General features: G+C 62.2%; 27 protein-coding genes. 15 read left to right on the top strand and 12 right to left on the bottom strand.

Annotated elements, in window-relative coordinates; genetic code table 11:
- The first annotated feature begins 143 nt into the window (after nucleotides 1-143).
- The 8 genes from hflK (CI807_RS06260) to cfaB all read left to right on the top strand — a co-directional run bounded on the left by hflK (CI807_RS06260) (nucleotide 144) and on the right by cfaB (nucleotide 9297).
- Nucleotides 144-2048 carry a protease modulator HflK gene (hflK, locus tag CI807_RS06260; protein WP_095014070.1) on the top strand — a complete coding sequence of 635 codons (1905 nt, stop codon included), beginning with the start codon at nucleotides 144-146 and terminating at the stop codon, nucleotides 2046-2048.
- A gap of 12 nt (nucleotides 2049-2060) precedes the next feature.
- Complete coding sequence (gene hflC / locus CI807_RS06255; RefSeq protein WP_095014069.1) at nucleotides 2061-3050, top strand: protease modulator HflC; 990 nt, start codon at nucleotides 2061-2063, stop codon at nucleotides 3048-3050.
- Complete coding sequence (gene hflK / locus CI807_RS06250) at nucleotides 3047-4081, top strand: protease modulator HflK (RefSeq protein WP_095014068.1); 1035 nt, start codon at nucleotides 3047-3049, stop codon at nucleotides 4079-4081. Before hflC ends, hflK (CI807_RS06250) begins: the two co-directional genes overlap by 4 nt.
- Nucleotides 4078-5964 (top strand): cation-translocating P-type ATPase, encoded by a 1887-nt coding sequence (locus CI807_RS06245; RefSeq protein WP_095014067.1) that lies wholly within the window; start codon nucleotides 4078-4080, stop codon nucleotides 5962-5964. The genes hflK (CI807_RS06250) and CI807_RS06245 overlap by 4 nt, the downstream gene beginning before the upstream one ends.
- Before the next feature lie 116 nt (nucleotides 5965-6080).
- Nucleotides 6081-6335 carry a membrane protein gene (locus tag CI807_RS06240; protein ID WP_016978693.1) on the top strand — a complete coding sequence of 85 codons (255 nt, stop codon included), beginning with the start codon at nucleotides 6081-6083 and terminating at the stop codon, nucleotides 6333-6335.
- A gap of 65 nt (nucleotides 6336-6400) precedes the next feature.
- Nucleotides 6401-7246, top strand: a complete 846-nt coding sequence (locus tag CI807_RS06235) for a DUF692 domain-containing protein (RefSeq protein WP_095014066.1) — start codon at nucleotides 6401-6403, stop codon at nucleotides 7244-7246.
- Nucleotides 7237-8025: a DNA-binding domain-containing protein gene (locus CI807_RS06230; protein ID WP_095014065.1), complete on the top strand. Its 789-nt coding sequence runs from the start codon at nucleotides 7237-7239 to the stop codon at nucleotides 8023-8025. The genes CI807_RS06235 and CI807_RS06230 overlap by 10 nt, the downstream gene beginning before the upstream one ends.
- Before the next feature lie 87 nt (nucleotides 8026-8112).
- A complete protein-coding gene (cfaB, locus tag CI807_RS06225) occupies nucleotides 8113-9297 on the top strand; it encodes a C17 cyclopropane fatty acid synthase CfaB (protein ID WP_038845439.1) in 1185 nt (394 codons plus the stop codon).
- Nucleotides 9298-9302: 5 nt separating this feature from the next.
- On the opposite strand, the gene cls is transcribed toward cfaB, so the two are convergent.
- Complete coding sequence (gene cls / locus CI807_RS06220) at nucleotides 9303-10742, bottom strand: cardiolipin synthase (RefSeq protein ID WP_095014064.1); 1440 nt, start codon at nucleotides 10740-10742, stop codon at nucleotides 9303-9305.
- Nucleotides 10743-10873: 131 nt separating this feature from the next.
- On the opposite strand from cls, the gene CI807_RS06215 reads away from it, so the two are divergent.
- Nucleotides 10874-11395, top strand: coding sequence for a DUF3617 domain-containing protein (locus CI807_RS06215; protein ID WP_095014063.1), 522 nt, complete (start codon nucleotides 10874-10876; stop codon nucleotides 11393-11395).
- On the opposite strand, the gene CI807_RS06210 is transcribed toward CI807_RS06215, so the two are convergent.
- Genes CI807_RS06210 through folE2 form a run of 8 tightly spaced genes read right to left on the bottom strand, consistent with a single transcriptional unit; the run spans nucleotide 11379 to nucleotide 17828 of the window.
- Entirely contained in the window at nucleotides 11379-12197 is an 819-nt protein-coding gene (locus CI807_RS06210; protein ID WP_095014062.1) for a His/Gly/Thr/Pro-type tRNA ligase C-terminal domain-containing protein, read from the bottom strand. The two genes, CI807_RS06215 and CI807_RS06210, sit on opposite strands and share 17 nt — an antisense overlap.
- Nucleotides 12198-12208: 11 nt before the next feature.
- Nucleotides 12209-13546, bottom strand: a complete 1338-nt coding sequence (locus CI807_RS06205; protein ID WP_095014061.1) for a dihydroorotase — start codon at nucleotides 13544-13546, stop codon at nucleotides 12209-12211.
- Between the two features lie 3 nt (nucleotides 13547-13549).
- Complete coding sequence (locus tag CI807_RS06200; RefSeq protein WP_028618554.1) at nucleotides 13550-14110, bottom strand: DapH/DapD/GlmU-related protein; 561 nt, start codon at nucleotides 14108-14110, stop codon at nucleotides 13550-13552.
- Complete coding sequence (gene hisI, locus CI807_RS06195; RefSeq protein WP_016978685.1) at nucleotides 14107-14520, bottom strand: phosphoribosyl-AMP cyclohydrolase; 414 nt, start codon at nucleotides 14518-14520, stop codon at nucleotides 14107-14109. Before hisI ends, CI807_RS06200 begins: the two co-directional genes overlap by 4 nt.
- A complete protein-coding gene (locus CI807_RS06190) occupies nucleotides 14517-15395 on the bottom strand; it encodes a metal ABC transporter substrate-binding protein (RefSeq protein ID WP_095014060.1) in 879 nt (292 codons plus the stop codon). The genes hisI and CI807_RS06190 overlap by 4 nt, the downstream gene beginning before the upstream one ends.
- An 11-nt stretch (nucleotides 15396-15406) precedes the next feature.
- Nucleotides 15407-16273, bottom strand: a complete 867-nt coding sequence (locus CI807_RS06185) for a metal ABC transporter permease (protein ID WP_016978683.1) — start codon at nucleotides 16271-16273, stop codon at nucleotides 15407-15409.
- A complete protein-coding gene (locus CI807_RS06180; protein WP_095014059.1) occupies nucleotides 16273-16941 on the bottom strand; it encodes a metal ABC transporter ATP-binding protein in 669 nt (222 codons plus the stop codon). Before CI807_RS06180 ends, CI807_RS06185 begins: the two co-directional genes overlap by 1 nt.
- A complete protein-coding gene (folE2, locus tag CI807_RS06175) occupies nucleotides 16938-17828 on the bottom strand; it encodes a GTP cyclohydrolase FolE2 (protein ID WP_095014058.1) in 891 nt (296 codons plus the stop codon). The genes CI807_RS06180 and folE2 overlap by 4 nt, the downstream gene beginning before the upstream one ends.
- Nucleotides 17829-17956: 128 nt before the next feature.
- On the opposite strand from folE2, the gene CI807_RS06170 reads away from it, so the two are divergent.
- Nucleotides 17957-19159, top strand: coding sequence for an N-acetylmuramoyl-L-alanine amidase (locus CI807_RS06170; RefSeq protein WP_095014057.1), 1203 nt, complete (start codon nucleotides 17957-17959; stop codon nucleotides 19157-19159).
- Here the strand turns inward: CI807_RS06170 and CI807_RS06165 are convergent.
- Nucleotides 19156-19524: a glutamine synthetase gene (locus CI807_RS06165; protein ID WP_095014056.1), complete on the bottom strand. Its 369-nt coding sequence runs from the start codon at nucleotides 19522-19524 to the stop codon at nucleotides 19156-19158. The genes CI807_RS06170 and CI807_RS06165 overlap by 4 nt on opposite strands.
- A 127-nt stretch (nucleotides 19525-19651) precedes the next feature.
- On the opposite strand from CI807_RS06165, the gene dksA reads away from it, so the two are divergent.
- From dksA to CI807_RS06145, 4 genes are read left to right on the top strand one after another with little or no spacing between them, the layout of a single operon-like run.
- Nucleotides 19652-20056, top strand: a complete 405-nt coding sequence (gene dksA / locus CI807_RS06160; RefSeq protein ID WP_095014055.1) for an RNA polymerase-binding protein DksA — start codon at nucleotides 19652-19654, stop codon at nucleotides 20054-20056.
- A 27-nt stretch (nucleotides 20057-20083) separates the two neighbouring features.
- Nucleotides 20084-21292, top strand: coding sequence for a zinc metallochaperone GTPase ZigA (zigA, locus tag CI807_RS06155; RefSeq protein WP_095014054.1), 1209 nt, complete (start codon nucleotides 20084-20086; stop codon nucleotides 21290-21292).
- Nucleotides 21292-21936, top strand: a complete 645-nt coding sequence (locus CI807_RS06150) for a DUF1826 domain-containing protein (RefSeq protein WP_095014053.1) — start codon at nucleotides 21292-21294, stop codon at nucleotides 21934-21936. The genes zigA and CI807_RS06150 overlap by 1 nt, the downstream gene beginning before the upstream one ends.
- 44 nt (nucleotides 21937-21980) lie before the next feature.
- On the top strand, nucleotides 21981-22943 hold the full coding sequence (locus CI807_RS06145) for a GTP-binding protein (protein ID WP_095014052.1): 963 nt from the start codon (nucleotides 21981-21983) through the stop codon (nucleotides 22941-22943).
- On the opposite strand, the gene CI807_RS06140 is transcribed toward CI807_RS06145, so the two are convergent.
- Nucleotides 22937-23329, bottom strand: coding sequence for a DUF3301 domain-containing protein (locus CI807_RS06140; protein WP_016978674.1), 393 nt, complete (start codon nucleotides 23327-23329; stop codon nucleotides 22937-22939). The two genes, CI807_RS06145 and CI807_RS06140, sit on opposite strands and share 7 nt — an antisense overlap.
- Nucleotides 23330-23446: 117 nt before the next feature.
- On the opposite strand from CI807_RS06140, the gene pdxY reads away from it, so the two are divergent.
- Nucleotides 23447-24319 (top strand): pyridoxal kinase PdxY, encoded by an 873-nt coding sequence (pdxY, locus tag CI807_RS06135; protein WP_038845473.1) that lies wholly within the window; start codon nucleotides 23447-23449, stop codon nucleotides 24317-24319.
- On the opposite strand, the gene CI807_RS06130 is transcribed toward pdxY, so the two are convergent.
- Complete coding sequence (locus CI807_RS06130; RefSeq protein WP_016978672.1) at nucleotides 24320-24802, bottom strand: acyl-CoA thioesterase; 483 nt, start codon at nucleotides 24800-24802, stop codon at nucleotides 24320-24322.
- Between the last annotated feature and the right edge of the window lie 237 nt (nucleotides 24803-25039).

Raw genomic sequence — 25039 nt, 5'->3', positions numbered from 1 at the left:
CTGGAGTGTGCCCGATTCTTCGTGGCCTGCACCAGTGATGGCGCGTGTTTCTGGGGGTTTAGTCACGGTCTGCTTCTAAGCAAACAAAAATTTCACGCCTTGTGTTATATCGTAACTAATTGTGTGCGAGCGGACATAAGTGGATGCAAGTGGATCTGGAAGCTGACGGCGCTTCGGTGGAAGGCCTCCCGCGTTTTCAACAAGGGCTGTTCCATGCCCGGCGATTGCGCCAGGCCGGTATCAGCCTGACGGTGTTGGCCGTTGCCGGCTGGGTGCTGGCACTGTTTGTCGCGTTGTTTGCGCCGCTGTCGATCTGGCCGGTGGTGTTGATCAACTGTGCGTCGGCGTTGTTGTTGTTGGTAGCCGGTTTGCAATCAGCGTGGTGGGTGGCGGATTGGCGTGCGCAGGCGTTGGAAGAACCGTCGGTTGATGTGCCGGTTGAAGACGCAAGCCGCTACGCGCGCCTCCTGGAGCGCTTTGGCAAGCAGATCGGTGCGCCAGTGTTGTGGCTCGGCGGCTGGTCGTTGCTGGCACTGGTCAGCATTGTCGAGTTCTGGAACCTGGCGCTGCCCGCCGCAGCGGTCGGTCAATCGGCAAGCATCGGCGCCGCGCTGGCGTTGGGGTTGGCGTTTGGCGTGCTGGTGTTTGAACGCCGTCTGGCCCAGGAGACCACCGCGCAATGGCCGGAAGCCTCGCAACTGGCGCAGTTGAGCCGGGTGGCGATTATTTGCCTGGTGGTCAGTGCGGTGTGCCTGCTGTTTGCCGGGGCCAACGCCGTCTGGCCCCTGAGGTTGGCCGTATTGATCGGCTTGCTGCCGGCGCTCGTCTCGCTGGAGTTTCTATTAAGAGCTGTGTTGTCCCTGTTCAGCCCACGTCAGCCACGCGTGGAGCCGCGCTTGATGGCGCAAAGCTTTATCGCCGGATTGTTACGCTGGCCGCCGCAACCCTTGCTCGCGCTGCAACATGAATTGCACAACCGCTTCGGCATCGACTTGCGCCAGATCTGGGCGTTTACCTACATGCGCCGGGCGTTCCTGCCGGTGTTGCTGGTGGTGCTGGCGGTAGGCTGGGCGCTCACTGGCGTGCACGAAGTGCCCCTGCAAGGCCGTGGGATCTATGAACGTTTCGGCAAGCCGGTGCAGGTCTTCGGCCCTGGCTTGCATGCGGGATTGCCGTGGCCACTGGGCCGCGTGATCAGTGTGGAAAACGGCGTGGTGCATGAACTGGCCACAAGCGTCAGCGAAGCCGCTACACCGGAGCTGGCGCCTGCCGAAGGCCCCGCGCCGCTGATTGCCAACCGCTTGTGGGACGCCAGCCATGTGAATGACAAGTCCCAGGTGATCGCCAGCAGCAGCGGCGACAAACAGAGCTTCCAGATCGTCAATATGGATGTGCGGTTCGTCTACCGCATCGGCCTCACCGACCAGGCCGCGCTCGCCGCCACCTATAACAGCGCGGACGTGCCGACCCTGATCCGCAGCACCGCCAGCCGCATCCTTGTGCATGATTTTGCCTCGCGCACCCTCGACGAATTGCTCGGCGAACAACGCACCCGCCTGGCCGACGAAATCGGCCGCGCCGTGCAGGCCGACCTGCAAACACTCGACAGCGGCGTAGAAATTCTCGCCACGGTGGTGGAGGCGATCCACCCGCCGGCCGGTGCCGCCAACGCTTACCACGGTGTGCAGGCTGCACAGATCGGCGCCCAGGCCCTGATCTCCCGCGAACGCGGTGCGGCCAGTGAGCAAACCAACCAGGCGTTGCTGCAAGCCAGCACCGCTCGCGACCAGGCCACCGCCACCGCCCGCGAAGTGAACGCGGGCGCCCAGGCGGCCAACCTGCGTTTTGCCGCCGAACAAAAGGCCTATGCCACCGCCGGCCAGGCGTTCGTGTTGGAACAGTACCTCGGCCAACTCAGCCAGGGCCTGGCTCACGCCAAGCTGCTGATTCTGGATCATCGCCTGGGTGCCGACGGCGCGCCAACGATCGATCTGCGTTCTTTTACCTTGCCGGCCGATCCTTCGGTGCCGCGTAAAGCCGTTCAATAAGGAGTCTGTCTGTTGAGCGCTCATTCTCACGATCACGGTCATCATCACGGCCATCACCACCACCATCATCACGGTGACGAACAAGCGGCCGGCCCGTTCCCTTGGCGGCGTATGGCCTGGGCGCTGTTGCTGGTGCTGTTTGCGGTTGCCGCCGCCAGCCTGGTGCAGGTGCGTTCCGGCGAGGCCACGGTGATTACCCGTTTCGGTAACCCGTCGCGGGTGTTGTTGGAACCGGGCCTGGGCTGGCGTTGGCCGGCGCCGTTCGAAGCGGCGATCCCGGTGGATTTGCGCCTGCGCACCACCTCCAGCGGTTTGCAGGATGTGGGCACCCGCGATGGCCTGCGCATCATCGTGCAGGCGTACGTGGCGTGGCAGGTGCAGGGCGACGCGGACAACGTGCAGCGCTTCATGCGCGCGGTGCAGAACCAGCCGGATGAAGCGGCGCGGCAGATTCGTACCTTCGTGGGTTCGGCGCTAGAAACCACGGCCGCCAGCTTCGACCTGTCCAGCCTGATCAACACCGATGCCAGCCAGGTGCGCATCGCTGATTTCGAAGCGCAGTTGCGCCTGCAGATTGATCAACAATTGCTCACCACCTATGGCGTGCGCGTGGCCCAGGTCGGCATCGAACGGCTGACCTTGCCGTCGGTCACGCTCACTGCCACCGTCGACCGCATGCGCGCAGAGCGTGAAACCATCGCCACCGAACGCACCGCCGTGGGCAAGCGCGAGGCCGCGCAGATTCGCTCCGCCGCCGAGCGTGATGCGCGCATTGTGCAGGCCGATGCCACGGTGAAAGCCGCCGATATCGAAGCGCAGTCGCGGGTCGAAGCGGCGCAGATTTATGGCCGCGCCTACGCGGGTAATCCACAGCTGTACAACCTGCTGCGCTCTCTGGACACCTTGGGCACCGTTGTCACGCCAGGCACCAAGATCATCCTGCGCACCGACGCGGCGCCGTTCCGCGCCTTGGTGGACGGGCCGAAGGACGTCCAGCCATGACGATGCGTGACAGCCCGGACAGCCCCTGGATCCAGGCCGGGCGCCTGACCTTCCTGGCGCTGTACGCGGTGACGGTATTGGCGGCGTTGGCCTGGGCGTTTTCCAATGTGCGCCAGATCGACCCGCAGAACCGTGCGGTGGTCCTGCATTTCGGCGCGCTCGACCGTATTCAGAACGCCGGGCTGTTGCTGGCGTGGCCGCAGCCGTTCGAGCAGGTGGTGTTGCTACCGGCGGCTGACCGCGTGATCGAACGCCGGGTGGAGAACCTGCTGCGCTCCGACGCGGCGATCCAGGCCGACCGTGTGGCCAGCTTCGCCACGCCCTTGAGTGATGCGCTGGCCGGTTCCGGTTACCTGCTGACCGGCGATGCCGGCGTGGTGCAACTGGATGTGCGGGTGTTCTACAAAGTCACCGAACCCTATGCCTTTGTGTTGCAGGGCGATCATGTGCTGCCGGCCCTGGATCGACTGGTGACGCGCAGCGCGGTGGCCCTCACCGCGGCGCGGGACCTGGACACGATTCTGGTGGCGCGACCTGAACTGATCGGCACCGACAACGGCGCTGCCGAGCGCCGTGAGCGGTTGCGTGGTGACTTGGTGCAAGGCATCAACAACCGCCTGGTGGAATTGGCATCCACAGGTTTGGGGTTGGGTATCCAAGTGACCCGCGTCGATGTGCAATCGAGCCTGCCGGGCCCGGCAGTCAATGCGTTCAACGCCGTACTGACCGCCAGCCAGCAAGCCGACAAAGCCGTGGCCAACGCCCGCACCGACGCGGAAAAACTTACCCAGACCGCCACCCAGCAGGCCGACCGCTTGGTGCAAGTCGCCCACGCCCAGGCCAGCGAACGCCTGGCCAATGCCCAGGCGCAAACCGCAACCGTTGCCAGCCTGGCCCAGGTGAAAGACCCGGGCTTGCTGCTGCGCCTGTACCGCGAGCGCTTGCCGAAAATTCTCGGCCAGGCCGGCTCTGTGACCACGGTCGATCCGAAAGACGACTCCCGCTTGATTATCCAGGGAGCCGAACAATGAGCGCACCCATGCTGACCTCCGCCGAACAGCGCAGCGCTGCCCGGCAATTGACCCTGGCCATGCTGGCGTTGGGGTTGCTGGTGCTGGGCCTGGTATGGCGCTGGCTGGCGCCGGACCAGACCGGCGTGAGCCAACTGCTGCTGGGTGTGGCGTCGTTGTTGGTGGCGGTGCCGGTGATGCGTTCGGCCTGGTACAGCCTGCGGTTTCCGAGCCTGCATGGCATCACCGATCAACTGATCGCCCTGGCGATGCTCGGTGCTTGGGCCACAGGGGATCTGCTGACGGCGGCGTTGCTGCCGATCATCATGATCTTCGGCCATGTGTTGGAAGAGCGCAGCGTGATCGGTTCCCAGGAAGCGATCCATGCGTTGGGCAAGCTGACGCGCAGCCATGCGCGCTTGGTGCAGGCCGACGGCAGCATTGTTGAGGTGGATAACGGTACGCTGAACACCGGCGATGTGGTCGAGGTGCGCGCCGGTGATCGGGTGCCGGCTGACGGTGTGGTGCTGTCGGGCCAGGCGAGCCTGGACACCGCGCCGATTACCGGTGAATCGGTGCCGTTGGAAGCCAGCGTCGGTGTGCAGGTGTTTGGCGGGGCGATCAACCTGGATGGCTTACTGCGCCTGCAAGTGACGCGCACGGGTAATGAATCCACCTTGGGCAAAGTCATCGCGTTGATGCAGAACGCCGAGCGGTCCAAGCCGCCGATCACGCGGCTGCTGGAGCGCTATGCCGGCAGCTATATGGTGCTGGTGTTGTTGCTGGCGGCGGTGACCTGGTTCGTAACCAACGACGCCCAGGCGATGCTCGCGGTGCTGGTGGCCGCGTGCCCGTGCGCGTTGGTGCTGTCGGCGCCGGCCACGGCGATTGCCGGGATCGCGGTGGCGGCGCGGCATGGGATTCTGATTCGCAGCTCGGCGTTTCTGGAAGAGCTGGCGGACCTGACCTCGTTGGTGGTCGACAAGACCGGGACGCTGACCTTCGGCACCCTGCGCCTGCAATCCATCGAAACCACCGCGCCGGATCGGCAAGTGCTGCTCAATCTGGCAGCCAGCCTGGGCTCGGCCAGCAGCCATCCGGTCAGCCGCGCGTTGGCGGGGTTGGCAACGCAGGAACAACTGCTGGCGTTGACGGATATTCGTGAGCGCCAGGGGCTGGGCGTCGTGGCGCAGACCGATCAGGGCGAAGCGGCCTTGGGTCGGCCGGAGTTGTTCGAGCAACTGGGCATCGTCACCACCGCTGTACCGAACCACGATGGCCCCATCGCCGGGCTGGCGCTGAATGGGCAGTTCCTCGCCTGGTTGCTGCTGGCCGACAGCGTCAAGCCGGAGGCTCGCCAGGCCCTGCAAGAACTGCGTGACCTCGGTCTCGGTCGCCAACTGCTGCTGACCGGCGATCGTCAAAGCGTGGCCAACAGCCTGGCGCTGGAGGTCGGCATCAGCGACGTCGAAGCCCAGGCCCTGCCGGAAGACAAGCTCAACCGCGTGCTGGGTGAGATCGGCAGCGGCTTTCGCCCGATGGTGGTGGGCGACGGCATCAACGATTCCCTGGCGCTCAAGGCCGGTGTGGTCGGTGTGGCCATGGGCGCGGGCGGGGCGGATATTGCCCTGGCGTCGGCGGACGTGGTGCTGATCGGCAGCGACCTGCGGCGCCTGGGCACCTGTGTGCGCTTAAGCCGCCAGTGCCGGCAGACCTTGCAGGTCAACGTGATCATCGGCCTGGGTTGGACCTTGGCCATTGTCGTGTTTGCCGCGTTTGGCTGGTTGGGGGCGGCGGGCGCCATGATTGCAGCGGTGCTGCATAACCTCAGCACCTTGTTGGTACTGGGGAACGCCGGGCGTTTGCTACGCTTCCAGGAGCCCCTTTTAAAGCTCGAAGAATAATTTTCAGAAATATTTGCACACGGCTGTAACGCGGCTGAGCGACCTCACTCTAGTGGTGTGTCGAGACTGAACAATCCGTTCAGACCGACACCCCTACGATCATGAGGAATACAACAATGAACATCAAATCCGCTGCTGCTGGTGCCGCTCTCGCAATGGCCGCTGCCACTATGTTTGCCGGTGTTGTCACTCAGGCTCAAGCCGCTGACACCGCCGTTCACTGCTACGGCATCAACGCGTGCAAAGGGCAGAACGACTGCAAAACCAAGGACCACGCCTGCAAAGGCCAGGGTTCTTGCAAAGGTCAGGGTTTCAAGGCAATGGCCAGTGCCGATGCCTGCACCAAGGCTGGCGGCAAAGTCGGCGAATAACCGACCGCCAAGTGCACCCGCAGCGGTCGCCCCCACCGCTGCGGACACTTTCCCAGGAGTGTCTTATGCCTACCTCTCTTCCGAGCCTCGGTTACGGCCTGGGTTTACGCAGTGAGTACTACCAACAGATCCTTGAACAATCGCCGGCGGTGGATTGGTTCGAAGTGATCTCCGAGAATTACCTGGTCCAGGGCGGTAAAGCCTTGTATTACCTGGATGCGATAGCCGAGCGTTATCCCCTGGTCATGCACGGGGTGTCCCTGTCCATCGGCGGGCCGCATGCCCTTGATACCGATTACCTGAAGCAGATCAAACAGCTCGCCGAGCGTATCCAGCCGGCGTGGGTTTCCGATCACCTGTGCTGGAGCCGCGGCAGCGCCCACCAGTTGCATGACCTGCTGCCGCTGCCTTACACCGAAGAAAGCCTCTACCACGTGGCCGCCCGTGTGCGCCAAGTGCAGGACGTGTTGCAACGCCCGTTGGTGCTGGAAAACGTCTCCAGTTACGTGCGTTCGAAAGCGGACGAATTCACCGAATGGGAATTCCTCAATGCCCTGGCCCACCTGTCGGGCTGCCAGCTTTTGCTCGACGTTAACAATGTGTACGTCAGCTCGCGCAATCATGGTTTCGATGCCTGGACGTTTATTCGCAACCTGCCACCGGAAAGCATTCGCCAGCTACACCTGGCGGGGCATATGGACTACGGCGACTACGTAGTCGACACCCATGACCATCCGGTGTGTGATCCTGTGTGGGCGCTTTATCAACAGACGCTTGAGCATCTGGGGCCTGTGTCGACGCTGCTGGAGCGGGACGACCATTTCCCCCCCTTTGAAGAGTTGCTCACTGAACTGAGCAAAGCCCGTGAACTGGGTGCGACGGCCCTGGCTAGGAGACCGCTATGCGCCTGACCGATTGGCAGTTGGCCTTCGAACAACACCTGCTGACTGAAACGCCGGCTGCCCGCAGTGACTTCGCCGCCACGTTGCTGGGCGGACCGACGCTGGATGTGGACACGGGCCTGGCGATCTACCACAACGCCTATCTCTCGCGGTTGCAGGAAGTCTTGCGGCATGACTTCAGCGCTCTCCTTTATTGGCTGGGCGATGACGAGTTTGCCGCGTTGACCGAGGCCTACCTGCGTCGCTACCCCTCGGCCCATTACAGCCTGCGCTGGCTGGGCGAGCGTTTCCCGATGTTTATCCTTGAGCATCTGGTGGCGGAGCAGAGTGCGCCATTGGCGGAGCTGGCGCAGTTGGAGTGGGCATTCACCCTGGCATTTGATGCGCCGCAGGGCGAACCGCTGACGCTGAACGACATGGCGTCGTTGCCGCCAGAGGCGTGGCCGGTGTTGCAGGTTTCCCTGGCGCCGACGGTGCAACCGCTGCTGTGTCAGTTCAACAGCGTAGCGATCTGGCGTGCCAGCAAGGACGAATCCGACTTCCCCGACAGCCATGCGCTAGCCCCGGCGCAGACGTGTCTGGTGTGGCGCCATCAGAATGTCTGCCATTACCGAAGCCTGGAACCCGCCGAAGCCTTTGCCCTGACAGGGATGGCGACCACCGGTTGGACCTTTGCCGAACTGTGCGCCGAGTTGGCAGTCACTCATGCAGAGGGTGCGCCACTGCAGGCCGTCACGTGGCTGAAGCAGTGGGTCCAGGACGGGTTGCTCGAGCGCCGAGCCCCATAGAGGAGCGCTATCAAATCGATAGCCTCCTACTTTGTCTTCGGATGGTCTAACCTCTCAGCAGACGTCTGAAACAAGGGGGGACTACTCATGCTCGCGCAACTTCCACCGGCCTTACAGAATCTTCAGCTACCGCTGCGTCTTCGACTCTGGGACGGCCATGAATTCAACTTGGGCCCCGAGCCCAGTGTGACCATCGTGGTGAAGGACCCCACGGTCGTGACCAAGCTGACTCATCCAACGCTCGATTCACTGGGAGAAGCCTTCGTCGAGGGGAAATTGGAGCTGGAAGGCTCCATCGCCGAGGTCATACGGGTGTGTGACGAATTGAGTCACGCCCTGATCGAGGACGACGAGGGGAGTCGTCCGGTGCGCTCGATCCACGACAAGGCCACTGACGCAGCGGCCATTTCCTACCATTACGACCTGTCCAACGAGTTCTACCAGCTGTGGCTGGACCAGGACATGGCGTATTCCTGCGGTTATTTCGAAACCGGCAGCGAATCCATCGACCAGGCCCAACAAGACAAATTCCGCCACCTGTGTCGCAAGTTGCGGCTGCAGCCGGGCGAGTACTTGCTGGATGTCGGCTGTGGTTGGGGCGGACTCGCACGGTTTGCCGCGCGGGAGTTCGGGGTCAAGGTGTTTGGCATCACCCTGAGCAAGGAGCAGTTGGCGCTGGCCCGGGAACGGGTAAAAGCCGAAGGCCTGGAAGATCAGGTGGACCTGCAACTGCTCGACTACCGTGACCTGCCGCAAGACGGTCGTTTCGACAAAGTGGTGAGCGTGGGCATGTTCGAACACGTCGGCCACGCCAACCTGGCGGAGTACTGCAAGACCCTGTTCGGCGCTGTGCGCGAAGGCGGCCTGGTGATGAACCACGGCATCACCGCCAAGCATACCGATGGTCGCCCTGTGGGGCGCGGTGCCGGGGAGTTCATCGAGCGTTACGTGTTCCCCAACGGCGAACTGCCGCATTTGGCGATGATGACGGCGGAGATCAGCGAAGTCGGGCTGGAAGTGGTCGACGTCGAAAGCCTGCGCCTGCACTACGCACGCACCCTGGACCATTGGAGCGAGCGCCTGGAAGACAACCTGGAAGCGGCGGCCAAGATGGTGCCGGAGCAAGCGTTGCGTATCTGGCGGCTGTACCTGGCCGGTTGCGCCTATGCGTTTGCGCGGGGCTGGATCAACCTGCACCAGATTCTGGCGGTGAAACCCCATGCCGATGGCAGCCATGACTTGCCGTGGACACGGGAAGATATCTACCGCTGAGCCCGTTACAAGATCGGTGAAATAAGCCGCGCCACCCGCATGCCCAGTTGCTGAAGGCGCCGGGTTTCGCGGCTTTCTTCCTGGCTGACTTCATGGGCCAGGGCGAAGTCGTCCAGCAGCATGTGCTCGACTTCCTTGGCGAAGGCCTCGTCGACCGTCAGCAACATCACTTCAAAATTCAGCCGGAACGAACGGTTGTCCATGTTCGCACTGCCGATGGCGGCGATTTCGTCGTCTACCAACACCACCTTCTGATGCAGGAAGCCTGGCGTATAGCGGAATACCCGCACGCCGGCGCGCACGGCTTCGATCGCGTACAGGCTGGACGCCGCGTAGACGATACGGTGATCAGGTCGTGAGGGCAGCAGCAGGCGCACGTCGACACCGCGCAGCACGGCCAGGCGCAGTGCAGAGAACACCGCTTCGTCGGGGATGAAATAGGGGCTGGTGATCCAGACGCGCTCGGTCGCCGCGTGAATGGCTTCGACGAAGAACAGTGAGCAGGTTTCATAGGGGTCGGCCGGACCGCTGGCGAGCAATTGGCAGAGCACGCCGTCTTCGGGGTAGGCGTCCGGTAATATCAGCGGCGGTAGTTCTCGCGCAGCCCAGAACCAGTCTTCGGCAAACGACTCTTGCAAGCATGCCACCACCGGGCCGGTCACCTGCACATGGGTATCGCGCCACGGCGCCAGCGGCGGCTTCTTGCCCAGGTATTCATCACCGACGTTATGCCCGCCGACAAACCCGGTGATGCCGTCCACCACCACGATCTTGCGGTGGTTGCGGAAGTTGACCTGAAAGCGATTGAGCCAGCCGCTGCGGGTGGCGAAGGCTTTGACGTTCACCCCGGCGTCGCGCAGCGATTGCACATAACGATGGGGCAGGGCGTGGCTGCCGATGCGGTCGTACAGCACGTAGATGGCGACGCCTTCTGCGGCCTTTTCCTTCAGCAGGGCGTGCAGTTGGCGGCCGAGTTCGTCGTCATGAATGATGAAAAACTGGAACAACACCGCCGTCTTGGCAGTGCGGATCGCCGCGAAGATTGCGCTGAAGGTGGCGTCGCCATTGATCAGCAAACGCACTTCATTGTTGGCCAGGCACGGCATGCGGCCCAGCTTGGGCATGGCGCGCAGCGAGGCGTAGGCGCTGGAGTTGCGTGCCGCCAGGGCTTCCTCTACCCACGGGCGCCAGTTCAGCTCGGTGATGGCGGTGTGCATTTCCTGGTTGGCTTGGCGACGGGCCTGAATGTAGGCGTCGAAGGTGCTGCGGCCAAAAATCAGATAGGGGATGAGCGTGAGGTAAGGCATGAACATCAGCGACAAGGCCCAGGCGATCGAGCCTTGGGCAGTCCTGACGGTCAGCACCGCGTGGATCGCGGCGAGGGTCCCGAGAAAGTGCAGCGTGGCGATGAAGTAGGCGAGCAGGTGCGGGCCAAAAAAATCCATGGACGACGTTACTCCAGGCAATCCAAGTGCCTAACAGACCATGTCTGGTCAGGAATGTCGCTATTTTATTTGCCGTGCAACCCTGGCACCTTTGCGGCGTCTAACGCCCAACATTACCCAGGAGTTACCCGATGAATGCTCGTCTGCTGTCTTTGGCCATGATGATTGGTGTGTCGCTGCCGGTGGCGGCGCAGGCGCAGATGCTGGCGCCGGGCTTGTGGGAACTGACCACCAGCAATATGAAAGTCGATAACCAGGACTTGCCGGACCTGTCACTGATCCTCGGTCAGCTCAAGCAACAGATGACCCCGGAACAGCGCGCCATGCTCGAAAAACAAGGCATCACCATGGCCGGCAAAGGCGTGCAAGTGTGCCTCACCCCGGCGCAGGTTGCCTCTGATTCGATCCCGCTGACCGACCCGCAATCGGGCTGCAAGCAGGAAGTGACCGACAAGACCGGCAACCAGTGGAAATTCCGTTTCAGTTGCCCGAAAGCCCAAGGCACGGGTGTAGCAACCTTCCAGAGCCAGAAAGAATTCACCACCACCGTCAACGGCACCTTCAATGCCACCGGCATTCAACAGAAGGGCAGCCTGGACAGCCACGCCCAGTGGTTGGGCAACGATTGCAGGACGGTCAAGCCTCGCGCTTGAGCCTTTCGCACAGGGCTTCGACACTCATCTGACCGAGGTCTTCCCCCAGGCGGCTACGCAGACTGACGTAGCCGCCGGCTTCTTCCCTCTCGCCAACAATCACCAGATACGGCACTTGGTGCAGGCTGTGCTCGCGCATCTTGTAGCTGACCTTCTCGTTGCGTCGGTCCACCACCGCCCGTATACCCACACGTCTCAATGCTTCACAGACCTGCTGGCCGAAGTCGGCCTGGCTTTCACTCAGGGTGAGCACCGCAGCCTGTTGGCTGGCCCAACAGGTGCCGTAAATGCGTTGTTGCGATGCGTGGATGGTGACCTTGGTCAGCTTGAAGGCTCGGATCACACCGGTGCTGGGCACATGAAGACCGTGACACAGGGCTTCAAAATCGCCCAGGCGCCGCACCGAATGATTGGTGTTCGCCAAGTGACGCATGCGCGCTTCGATCTGTTCAAGGTCGATTGGTGTGAAGGCGCGTTCGTAGGCCAAGTCGTAGAAAAAACCATCGTCGATGGGCGACCCGGCTGTCAGTTGAGCGATGGGAAACAGTTGCTGAGTGGCCATCGCCAACAGACTTGCGCAGGAGCGACGCAGTATCTCCAGCCCCTCGGGATCCTGGGTGGTGATGATCTGGAGTCGGGCGTCCTGTTCCAGCAGGTGTTCGCAACCCACCAGCACACCGTCAACGCGACCGGCGACTGAGGTTTTGGCCAGCCCCAAGCCGATACTGGCGGCTACCTCGTAAACCGACAGCGCCTCGTCGTACTCGCGTTGGGTGCCGTCTGGCAGGGTAATCCGGATCATCGCCGTCGTCTCTAGCGCTGGAAATGCAAAGGTAATCCTTGGCAGCTGTCGATTACCTGACCGTTATGAAAAGCCAAGTGGCCGGAAACCAGGGTGGTGCTGACGCTGTGACGAAAGCTGCGGTCGGCGAAGGGCGTCCAGCCGCAGCGGGCCAGGATCGGTTGGCTGCTGACCGGCTTGCCCTCGGGCTCGGGTTTGATCAGCACCAGATCGGCCCAATAACCTTCGCGCAGGTAGCCGCGATCGGGAATCGCGAACAGATCGGCGACACGGTGGCTGGTTTTTGCGACCAGCGTGGTCAGCGGCAGCAGCCCATCGGCCACCAACTCCAACAGCGCCGGCAGCGCGTGTTGAACCAGTGGCAAGCCTGACGGTGCTTCACGATAGGCCAACTGCTTCTGTGCCCAGGTATGCGGCGCGTGATCGCTGCCGATCACGTCCAGGCGGTCGCTCAGCAACGCCAGGCGCAAGGCGTCGCGGTCGGCGCGGGTCTTGATCGCCGGGTTGCATTTGATCTGGTGGCCGAGGCGGTGATAGTCGCGGTCATCGAACAGCAGGTGGTGCAGGCAGACCTCGGCGGTGATGCGTTTTTCACTCAAGGGCTTGTCTTCGAACAGCGCCAGTTCGCGGGCGCTGGTCAGGTGCAGCACATGCAGGCGGGTGCCATGGCGCTTGGCCAATTCCACGGCAAAGGATGACGAGCGATAGCACGCCTCGGCATCGCGGATCAGCGGGTGCGCGACGGCGGGGATGTGCTCGCCGAAACGTTCGCGCAGGCGCAGTTCGTTGGCCTGGATACTTGGCGTGTGTTCGCAATGAGCCAGCAGGATGGTGGGCACTTCGGCGAACAGGCGTTCCAGGATCCGAGGGTCGTCCACCAGCATATTGCCGGTTGAAGCGCCCATGAACACTTTGACCCCGGCCACCTCACGTGGGTCGAGGGCGGCGACGGTATCGAGGTTGTCGTTGCTCACGCCGAAGTGAAAGCCATAATTGGCCACCGAGTGCAGGGCGGCGCGGCGTTTCTTGTCGGCCAGGGCGTCCAGGTCGAGGGTGGCCGGGTGGGTGTTGGGCATGTCCATGAAACTGGTGATACCACCGGCGACCGCTGCGCGAGATTCGCTGTAGAAACTGCCTTTGTCCGGCGCGCCAGGTTCGCGAAAGTGCACTTGGTCATCGATCATGCCGGGCAGCAGCCATTGGCCTTGGGCGTCGATGGCGACAGGCGCGTTGCTGTCCTGGATGCTGCTGGCGATCTTTTCGATACGACCATTGGCAACCAACACATCGGCGTCGAATACCTGGCCTTCGTTCACCAGGCGGGCGTTGCGGATCAGCAGGCGGCTCATGGTTCAGAACTCGTTTTGCAGGGCTTTATAGCCGCGCACCAAATCAACGTTGGTGCGCGCCACGTCTTCGGAAAACTCCGAGGCGCTCACGCTCACCGGCGGGAATTGCGAGAGGTCGGTGTTGGGCCCGATGCGAGTGGTGGAGGGCACGTAGAAGGCGGCGGGCAAATCGCGGCCGTCGACCACCGAGTTGTGGCGCACCACGCAGCCGTCGCCCACAGCGCAGTTGAACAGCACGCTGTTGAAGCCGATGAACACGCGGTCGCCGACGGTGCAGGGGCCGTGGACGATGGAGCGGTGTGCAATCGAGGTGAACTCTCCGATGGTCACCGCTGCGCCGGATTTGGAGTGGATGACCACGCCGTCCTGGATATTGGAGTTGGCGCCGATGATGATCGGGTCCATGCCACCGCTGGCGTCGACTTCGTCGGCGCGGATCACGGCGTAGGGGCCGACGAAAACGTTTTCGCCAATGATGACCTTGCCGCAGATGATGGCGGTCTTGTCGACGTAGGCCGACTCGGCAATCACGGGCAGATCGCCGGACGGGTTTTTGCGGATCATGCTAAGGGCTCCGTAATGATGTGGACGTAGTCGCCGTCGATGGCGTTGTAGAAGCAGGTCGGCCGTCCGGTGTGGCAGGCCGGGCCTTGCTGATCGACGATCAGCAGGACCGCGTCGCCGTCGCAATCCAGGCGTGCTTCCACCAACTGTTGCCAGTGACCGGAGCTTTCGCCCTTGCGCCACAACCGCTGGCGTGAGCGCGACCAGTAACAAACCTGCCCGGTGCCCAGGGTTTCCTTGAGGGCCTGGCGGTTCATCCAGGCCAGCATCAACACCTCGCCGCTGCCGTGTTGTTGGGCGATGGCAGCGATCAAGCCGTCGCTGTTCCATGGCAGGGCGTCGAGCACGGGTTCGAGGGGAAAGCGGCTGCCGACGGCAGCCCCTTCCAGGTCGAGCATGCTCAAGGTCATGGCTTGCTCAGAGCCGCGCACAGCGTGTTGAGGTTGTATTCGAACAGTCCGGTAAAGGTGCTGGCCGGGCCTTCTGCGGCAAGGGCGTCTGAGTACAGCGTGCCGCCGATCTGCGCGCCGCTTTCGTCAGCGATCTGCTTGAGCAGGCGCGAATCCTTGATGTTTTCCATGAACACGGCTTTGACTTTGTCTTTGCGGATCTGGGTGATCAGCGCGGCCACTTCGGCGGCGGACGGCTCGCGTTCGGTGGACAGGCCCTGTGGCGCGAGGAACTCGATGCCGTAAGCCTGGCCCAGGTAACCGAAGGCGTCGTGGGAGGTGACGATGCGACGGTTACCGGCGGGTAGAGCGCCGAACTTGGTCTTGGCTTCGGCCAGCAGGCGATAGATTTCTTTCAGGTAGGTTTGGCTGTTGTGCTGGTAGTCGGCCTTGTTGGCCGGGTCGGCAGCGATCAGCGCCTTGGTGATGTTGTTCACATAGATTTCGGCGTTGGCCAGGTTGTGCCAGGCGTGCGGGTCGGGGATGGTTTCGCCATCCTCGTCCATGGTGTGGGAGATCACGCCTTTGCTGGCGGTCACCACCGTGGCTTTGGTTTCGGTGCTGGTCACCAGGCGGTCCAGCCAGGGTTCGAAGCCCAGGCCGTTCTTGATGATCACCTTGGCCTTGAGCAATGCCTTGGCATCGTCGGGAGTGGGCTCGTAGGTATGGGCGTCGGCGTCGGGGCCAACCATGTTGCTGATCTGGATGTGATCACCACCAATCTGGTGAGTGATGTCATCGAGGATGCTGAAGCTGGTAACCACCTGAAGCTTGTCGGCGGCCTGCGCCGTCGACAACGACAGGACGAGACTGAACAGCACGAGTAGAGCGCGCATCGGTAAACACCTCATTGGGATGACAGTAAGGGCGGGCGGCGCAGCAAGCCGTGCACCGGACCGAAGACCACGGACAGCAGATACCCGGCGCCGGCCACCAGCACGATGGCCGGGCCGCTGGGCAACGAGTAGTAGAACGACAGCAACAAACCCAGCCACACCGACAGGCATCCCAGCACTGCCGATACCGCGATCAACACCGGCAGGCGCCGGCTCCAGAAACGTGAAGCGATGGCCGGCAACATCATCAGGCCCACCACCATCAAGGCGCCGATGGCCTGGAAGCCGATCACCAGGTTCAGCACCACCAGGGTCAGGAACAAGCCGTGGGCCAGCGGGCCGAGGCGGCTGACGGTCTGCAGGAACAACGGATCGAGGGTGTCCAGCAGCAACGGTTTGTAGATCGCGGCCATGGCGATCAGGCTGAAGCTGGAAACCCACAGCATGCCGGTGAGGGTGGTTTCGTCCACCGCCAGGGCGGAGCCAAACAGCAGGTGCAGCAGGTCGAGGCGTTTGCCGGCGATGCCGAGGATCAGCACGCCCGCGGCCAGGGAGATGGGGTAGATGGCGGCGAGGCTGGCGTCTTCGCGCAGGCCGGTGCGGCGAGTGATCCAAGCGGACAGGCCGGCCATGCTCAGGCCCGCGCCGAGGCCGCCGATGGTCAGGGCGGGCAGGCTGAGGCCGGCGAACCAGAAGCCGAGGGCAGCGCCGGGCAGGATGCCGTGGGCGACGGCGTCACCGATCAGGCTCATGCGCCGTAGGATCAGGAACACGCCCAGCGGTGCGGTGCTGCAGGCGAGCACCAACCCGCCGATGAGGGCGCGGCGCATAAAGACGAAATCAACAAAAGGCATCCACAGGTGGGCGGCGAAATGCATCAGGCCACCTGCATCTGTGGCTGCGGGCGGATCAGCTCTTTGCTCGGGCCGAACACGCAGCCGGTGCTTTTGATCTGCACCACTTGCTGGGTGTGGTGGCGCACGGAGGCGAGGTCATGGCAGACCACGATCAGCGTGCGACCTTGCTCATGCCACGCGTGGATGTGTTTCCAACACAGCGCCTGGCCTTCTTCATCGAGGGCGGCGTGGGGCTCGTCGAGTAGCAGAACCGGCGCTTCGGCCAGGCTCATGCGGGCGAGCAGGGCGCGTTGCAGTTCGCCGCCGGACAGCGCCATCAAGGGGCGATGTTCGAGGCCGCCAAGGCACCAGTCTTCCAATACCGCTTCCAGGCGCTGGCTGCGTTGTTGCGGGGAAAGTTGCGTACCCCAGAAACCGGCAGCGACCAGTTCCTGCAAGCTGATGGGAAACTGTCGATCCAAGTGTTGCTGCTGGGGCAGGAACGACAGGCCGCCACGGCGTGGAACATCCACTGTGACCTTGCCCGCCAGGGGTTTCTGCAGGCCGGCAATGACTTTAAGCAGGCTGCTTTTACCGGTGCCGTTGGCGCCGATGATGCCGGTGAGGCTGCCTTTTTCCAGGGTGAGGTCGATGGCGGGCGTCAGCGGGTGGCCGGGTGCGCCCCAGCGTAAAGCGGTGCAGGTGATCATGCAGGGCGTCTCGTCCAGCGGCTTTCAGCCACGGCATCGTGCGCGTGCAGGCTTTCGGCGTGGATCACTTTCAGGTGGAAGGCTTTGACGGCATCCGAGCGTTTCAAGGCGAGGTTCAGGCGGCGGGCGGCGTCTTCGCAGAACATCAGGTTCTGCCCGTTGGCCAGGGCGAAGGCTTGTTCGTCCGCGCGTTTTACGGCGGTTTGTACGGCGGTGCCGAGGGCGGCTTCGACGGTGTCGATTAAGTCTGTCAGTGGCAGTTGCTCGCCTTGCAGCTCGACATGCAATTGCGCACTGCTGCGCTGGCTGTGAGGCGTGGCGACGATGCCGTTGGCGCTGCCGAGCCAAGTCAATACGTCTTCATGCTGCAACGGTGTGTTGGCGAAGTCGTCGAGAAATTGTTGCTGAATCAACTGCCTGGCGAGGGCAGCGGAGCATGGACAGGTCGAGGAATAAGTAACGTCAATTTTTAGTTCCACGTGGAACATCTGGTTTTCCAGACGCGCTTCGATGCTCACCGGGTAGCCTTTCCAGCCGGCCAGCGGGCTGACCAGCGCCGGGCGTTTGAGCAGCAAATCGGTGTGGATGCGCAGGTAGGCGTTATTAGATAAACCTTCATGACTGTCGAGAAAACGCTGCAGTACATTACGCAGAAGTGCAGGCGTAAGCGGCTGCTGGTCGAGCATCTCCAGGGCCAGGTACAGGCGTGACATATGAATGCCACGGGCGGCGCCATCGTCCAGGCTCACGCCGGCATCGGCGGTGGCGGTCAGGTGCTGGCCGTCGATGAGAATCGGCAGGGCGATACCGCACATGCCCACCCAGTCGAGTGGCAAGGCTTGGCGTGAAGCCTGCGCGGCGATATCCGGCAGAGTCAGCGCATTCATGAGCAGGTCCATCGTTGGAAATAAAAAGACATATTATATTATAACTATTGAGTCGACGATGATTTTTCTGCTTTAGCCTTTTTTCAGTCATGTCGAGCAAGGACGCTCCTTTATTTGCGGTATTTTTCATGCACAGACGCCAGCTCCTAAACCTGCTTCTGGCCAGCCCGCTGTTCACCTTGCCATTTACCGCCCACGCCACGCAGATCAACAACGCCCGCCTGTGGCGCTCGGACGACAAGCTGCGGCTGGTGTTCGATCTCAGCGGTCCGGTCCAATACAAGACGTTCACCCTGAGCGCGCCGGAACGCTTGATCATCGACCTCAGCGGCGCCGGGCTCAGTGGTGATTTCTCTCAGTTGGTGCTGAGGAACAGCGGGATTACTTCGATCCGCTCCGGGCATTTCGGCAAAGGCGATACGCGAATCGTGCTGGATTTGTCCGCCCCAATGCAGCTCAACAGTTTTGTGCTGCCGCCGCAGGACGGGCAGGGTCATCGACTGGTGCTTGATCTGACCAGCGCTACCCAGGCGCCTCGTCAGATCGCTGCCGAACCCGCCCCACGTGTGGATAAGGCCCACCCCAAGCGTGACATCATCGTGGTGGTTGACCCCGGACACGGCGGCAAAGACCCGGGCGCCGTCGGCTCCAAGGGCCAGCGCGAAAAAGATGTGGTGCTGTCGATTGCCCAACTATTGGCCAAGCGTTTGAAACGCGAGAAGGGTTTTGCCGTGAAGTTGGTACGCAACGACGACTTCTTCGTACCGCTGCGCAAGCGCGTGGAAATCGCCCGCAAGCACAATGCCGACATGTTTATCTCGGTGCATGCAGATGCGGCGCCGCGGGTCACCGCATCGGGCGCTTCGGTGTATGCCTTGTCCGAAGGCGGCGCCACCTCCGCTACGGCACGATTCATGGCGCAGCGGGAAAACGGCGCTGACTTGCTCGGCGCCACCAGCCTGCTCAATCTGAAAGACAAGGACCCGATGCTCGCCGGGGTGATCCTGGATATGTCGATGAACGCCACCATCGCGTCCAGCCTGCAACTGGGCAGCTCGATCCTGGGCAGCCTGGAAGGCATCACCAGCCTGCATCAGAAGCGCGTGGAACAAGCCGGATTCGCGGTGCTCAAGTCACCGGACGTGCCGTCGATCCTGGTGGAAACCGGGTTTATTTCCAACGCGCGGGACAGTGCGCGGCTGGTCACCGCGCGTCATCAACAGGCGGTTGCCGATGGCCTGTTCGAAGGCCTGAAAAAATACTTCCAGAAGAACCCACCGATGAACAGCTACATGGCGTGGGTGCAGGAACAGAAGAACGGCCAGGTCTAACAGCCGGTTATACGGCTACAGGTGAATTTGGCGCTGGCGCCACCCGAACTGGAAAACCGGTTGAGGGTGGTCCAGCCCACGCGCCGTGTGTAGCCGACCCACGCCTCACCATCCGACGCCAACCCGGTAAAGAACGTCAGTTGCCCGTAGCGGCTGTTGGTCTGTGCCCAATAGCGTTTGCCGATCACCTCGTACCCGCGCAAATACGTGGTGCTGCCGACCGTCGCCACGCTGTAGGCGTTGCCTAAAGGGTCAACGCAAGCGAGCAGGTTGGCGCTGCGCGTGCAGTTGGCCAGCAGGCTCGGCACCTGGGCGCAGACAGGTCCTGCGGCAACCAATAACAGGGCGCACACCAAGCGTTTCATCGGGTTTCTCGAGGTCGGGAAGTATTCAAGCATTGCGCCCTTCGTCGTGGCGAGCAAGAGGGGATTGGCTTATTTGTATTGTTATACTATAACATTAAAAAACAGCCTGACCCGTGAACCGCTCCCCATGACCGAACAAGACCTCCTGGCCCAACCTTCCGCCAACTACATGAATGAAGCCCAGCAAGGGTTCTTCCGTGAGTTGCTGCTGGCCCAGCGCAATGAGCTGCAAGCCCGCATCGACGCCGAGTTCCTGGTACTGCGCGAGCAGGAAACCAACAGCGACCCTGCCGATGTCGGCAGCGCCGAAGAACAGCGCCAATGGCAACTGCGCCTGCTGGAGCGGGAAAAGAAGCTGCTGGACAAGATCGACGACGCCCTCGACTTGCTGGCGCGCGGCGAATACGGCTGGTGCCGCGAAACCGGCGAGCCCATCGGCCTACAGCGCTTGTTGCTGCGCCCTACCGCCACCCTGTGTATCGAAGCCAAAGAACGTGAAGAGCTGCGCGAACGCCACAAACGGGCGATTTGACCGGCCAACCCTGATGAGGAATACCTGATGCCCAATCGTCTCCCCGTTACTGTGTTGTCCGGATTTCTCGGCGCCGGTAAAAGCACGCTGCTCAACTACGTCCTGCGCAACCGCGAAAACCTGCGGGTGGCGGTGATCGTCAACGACATGAGCGAAATCAACATCGACGGCAGCGAAGTCCAGCGCGACGTCACGCTCAACCGCGCCGAAGAAAAACTGGTGGAGATGAGCAACGGCTGCATCTGCTGCACCTTGCGAGAAGACCTGCTGCTGGAAGTGGGAAAACTCGCCAAGGAAGGTCGCTTCGATTACCTGCTGATCGAGTCCACCGGCATCTCCGAACCCTTGCCCGTGGCCGAGACCTTCACCTTTCGCGATGAAAACGAGCAAAGCCTGGCCGACATCGCACGCCTGGACACCATGGTCACCGTGGTCGACGGCATGAACTTCCTGCTCGACTACCAGGCGGCCGAAAGCCTCGCTTCGCGGGGTGAAACCCTCGGTGAAGAAGACGAGCGTTCCATCACCGACCTGCTGATCGAACAGATCGAATTCGCCGACGTGATCCTCATCAGCAAGATCGACCTGATCAGCAGCCGCGAACGCGAAGAGTTGATGGCGATTCTTGAGCGCCTGAACGCTCAGGCTGAAATCATCCCTATGGTCATGGGCGAAGTGCCGCTGAATAAGATCCTCAACACTGGCCGTTTCGATTTCGAACGTGCAGCCCAAGCGCCGGGCTGGTTGCAGGAATTGCGTGGTGAACATGTACCGGAAACCGAGGAATACGGTATTGCTTCCACCGCTTACCGTGCGCGCCGTCCCTTTCATCCACAGCGTTTCTTCGACTTCATCGACCGCCCGTGGGTCAACGGCAAACTGCTTCGCTCCAAGGGTTTTTTCTGGCTGGCCAGCAAGCATCAGGATGCGGGCAGCTGGTCCCAGGCCGGTGGTTTGATGCGCCATGGTTTTGCCGGACGCTGGTGGCGCTTTGTGCCAAAAAGCCAGTGGCCGCAGGACGAAGAAAGCATCGCGGCGATCATGGGCAACTGGCAACTGAGCACCGGTGATTGCCGCCAGGAACTGGTGTTTATCGGGCAGAACATCGACTTCACCCAACTGCGTGCCGAGCTGGACGCGTGCCTGCTCAACGATGAAGAAATGGGCCAGGGCGTCGACGGTTGGCGCCTGCTGGCCGATCCTTTTGGCCCTTGGTATGAGGAGGCAGCCGCCTGATGCTGGCCCCGGTGATTCCCCTGCGTCCCGTGATTCGCCAGACCCGTGGCGAAACCCCGTTGGCGCTGTCCGACATCCTGGAAGATGGCGTCAACCTGGCCGTGTGGGAGCGGCAGTTGCCGTTGCACATCGCCGAGTTCGGCGCCTTGCTGGTGGCGCTCAACGAGCCGTTGGCCGATTCCATGGTGATCGAGCTCAACAACGAAGACGCCGTACCCAACTTGCAGGGACTGGCGTCCAGTTGCCGTGATCTTGAAGGCTACGAAGGCTTTATTGCCGACGTGTCGTGGCTGGTCAGCGCATTCGCCTGCTTGCTGGGCGCCAAACGTATTGGTGTGCGTTTGAGGTTGCTGGATAGGGCGATGTGCCCACGTTTTCACGTCGACCATGTGCCAGTGCGGCTGATCACCACCTATGCCGGGATCGGCAGCCAGTGGTTGCGCGAAGGCGTGATGGACCGGCGCAGGCTGAGCCAGCCGGAGGCCGAGCCCAACGAGCGTGTCGAACAGATCCATTGCGGCGAAGTCGCCCTGCTCAAGGGCACCAAATGGCACGGTAATGAGAATTACGGCCTGATCCACCGGTCACCGGCGCTCAAGGCCGATGAGCGCCGATTGATCCTGACACTGGATTGGCTCGCATAACCGCGTAGGATCAAACGCTCTACACGGTCCGAACGATGCCCTTCATGCTGCAGAACATTCCCACCCACGTAATTGCCGGGCCTTTGGGCGCCGGCAAGACCAGCCTCATCAAGCACCTGCTCGCCCAGCGCCCGGCCAACGAGCGCTGGGCCGTGCTGATCAACGAGTTCGGGCAGATCGGCCTGGACGCGGCCTTGCTCACCCAGGATGACGACGGCATTGCCTTGGGCGAAGTCGCCGGAGGCTGTCTGTGTTGTGTGAATGGTGCACCGTTCCAAGTAGGACTGGGTCGTCTGTTGCGTAAGGCCAAGCCCGACCGGCTGTTTATCGAACCGTCGGGCCTGGGGCATCCGGCGCAGTTGCTCAAGCAGTTGCGACAGGCGCCATGGCAGGGCGTGCTGGCCGTCCAGCCCTGTGTGCTGGTGCTGGATGCCCAGGCACTGGCCGCGGGAAAACCATTACCGCCAGCGCAGCAAGAGGCTCTGACAAGTGCAGGGTTGCTGGTGTTGAACAAGGATGAAGGGCTGGACGCTGGGCAGCGCCGAGCGATCGAGCTGCGGTTGCCCGAATGCCCGCTCTACTGGACCCGTCAGGCGCAATTGCCCCTGCAACAATTACCCGGCCTGAACGCGCAGGCTTCAGTCGCTGTGGATAACGTCGACATGCCAGATGGCCTCGCGCAAATGCCGGCGATGTGGAGCGATCCCACTCAACCGATCTGCCTGAGTCAGGCTCAAGAGGGTGGCTGGAGTGTCGGCTGGCGCTGGCACCCGAGCCAGCAGTTCGATACCCGCTGCCTCGACCAGTGGCTGACAAGCCTTGAATGGCGCCGCGCCAAACTGGTTATCCACAGCGCCGAAGGATGGGTTTCGACCAACGCGGTGGATAACAGCGAGCTGATTTGGCAGGCCAGCGAGTGGCGCCGCGATTCACGTATCGAATTGATTTTCAGCGAGCCACAGGACCTGGCTGCCTTGCAGGCCGCACTAAAGGCCTGCCGTTACTGACGGTTCTTGGCGTGGTCCTGGCGCCACTGGCTCAGTTCGATCACTTCGGCACTGGGCAGCGGCGTCTTGATCTCGAACGGGTAGGGCGCCAGTTCGATCTGCGCACTGTGGGCGCCAAATTGGGTGATGGTCCCCGGGTGGCGGGTTTCGCCGGTCACGGTGAATTCAAAGTTGTAGATACGCGCCAGGCGCCGCCGCCCGTTGGCATCTTTCACAAACCCGATGCGCTTGAGCGCCACCGCGCCGTCCAACAGTTCGATGTCGAGCTTGGCGCAATGCTGCTTGACCCGCTCCAGCGCCCGCTCACGCAGGCCGTGGTTGTGCCACACCCAGGCGGCACCGGTCGCCAGCAGCATCAACACGAAGATGTTTCCCAGGGTCAGCATGCGAAAGACTCCAACAAAGTGAGAGCAGCTTAACTGTGTCGCCGGTCTGTCGTACAGGCTGCGTTTAGTCGCATACTGCGCGGCCAGAATTTCAATGGCTTTACGGAAATCCCGCGCATGAAACGCACACCTCACCTGCTTGCGATCCAGTCTCATGTGGTCTTTGGCCACGCCGGAAACAGCGCCGCCGTATTCCCCATGCAGCGCGTCGGGGTGAATGTCTGGCCGTTGAACACGGTGCAGTTCTCCAACCACACCCAGTATGGCCAATGGGCGGGCGAAGTGTTGGCGCCGCAGCAGATTCCGGCGCTGGTGGAAGGCATCGCCGCGATCGGCGAACTGGGCAACTGCGACGCCGTGTTGTCCGGCTACCTGGGTAGTGCGGACCAGGGCCGGGCGATTCTCAGCGGTGTGGCGCGCATCAAGGCCATTAACCCCAAGGCCCTGTATTTGTGCGACCCGGTGATGGGCCATCCGGAAAAGGGCTGTATCGTGCCCCAGGAAGTCAGCGACTTCCTACTGGACGAAGCCGCCGCCATGGCCGACTTTCTGTGCCCTAACCAGCTGGAGCTGGACAGCTTTGCCGGGCGCAAGCCGCAATCGCTGTTCGATTGCCTGGCCATGGCCAAGGCGCTGCTGGCACGCGGGCCGAAGGCGGTATTGGTTAAGCACCTGGATTACCCCGGCAAGCTGCCGGACGGTTTCGAGATGCTGCTGGTGACCGCCGAGGGCAGTTGGCACCTGCGCCGGCCGCTGCTGGCGTTTCCACGTCAGCCCGTGGGCGTGGGCGACCTGACCTCGGGGTTGTTCCTGGCGCGGGTACTGTTGGGCGATAGCCTGTTGGCGGCGTTCGAGTTCACGGCCGCAGCGGTGCATGAAGTGCTGCTGGAAACCCAGGCTTGCGCCAGTTATGAACTGGAGCTGGTGCGTGCTCAGGACCGTATCGCCCATCCCCGCGTGCGGTTCGAGGCGACACCGATCGGCCTGTGATTACGCGTCTGCCTTGATTTCCTGGTAGCGCTTTTCCAGCTCCTGACGAATCTGCCGGCGCTGCTGTGCCTGAACGAACCGGCGCTTGTCTTCGCTGTTCTGCGGTTGCAGCGGCGGCACGGCGGCCGGTTTGCGCTGGTCGTCCACGGCCACCATGGTGAAGAAGCAGCTGTTGGTGTGGCGCACCGAGCGTTCACGGATGTTTTCGGTCACCACCTTGATGCCCACCTCCATCGAGGTGTTGCCGGTGTAGTTGACCGACGCGAGGAAGGTCACCAGCTCGCCGACATGAATTGGCTCGCGGAAAATCACTTGGTCCACCGACAACGTCACGACATAGCGGCCGGCGTAACGGCTCGCGCAGGCGTAGGCCACTTCGTCGAGGTACTTGAGCAGGGTGCCGCCGTGGACATTGCCTGAAAAGTTGGCCATATCAGGGGTCATCAATACCGTCATCGACAGCTGGGCGTTTCCGGGTTCCATAGCACACTCACGGGTTGTAGGCATTGGTTGGGGGGGCACCTCTGCGGGTGCTGGAATCTTTGCTGCGCCTTCCTTAACGGGACGCCAGTGGGCGGTTTGCCGTCACGCGCGTACCGATCTGTTTCCATATATTGCACCGGCTTTCTGCCGGAAGTCGCGGTGTTAACCTTCAAAAGCCCGCCTCAGGGCATTTCTTACGATCAATGTCGACTTTTCCTTCCGCTTTGCGACAGTTCA

This window comes from Pseudomonas sp. NS1(2017) (assembly GCF_002269425.1).
GTDB classification, from domain to species: domain Bacteria; phylum Pseudomonadota; class Gammaproteobacteria; order Pseudomonadales; family Pseudomonadaceae; genus Aquipseudomonas; species Aquipseudomonas reactans.
Note: the sequence above shows the minus strand (reverse complement) of the source record. Positions and strands in the feature narration are given on the sequence as shown.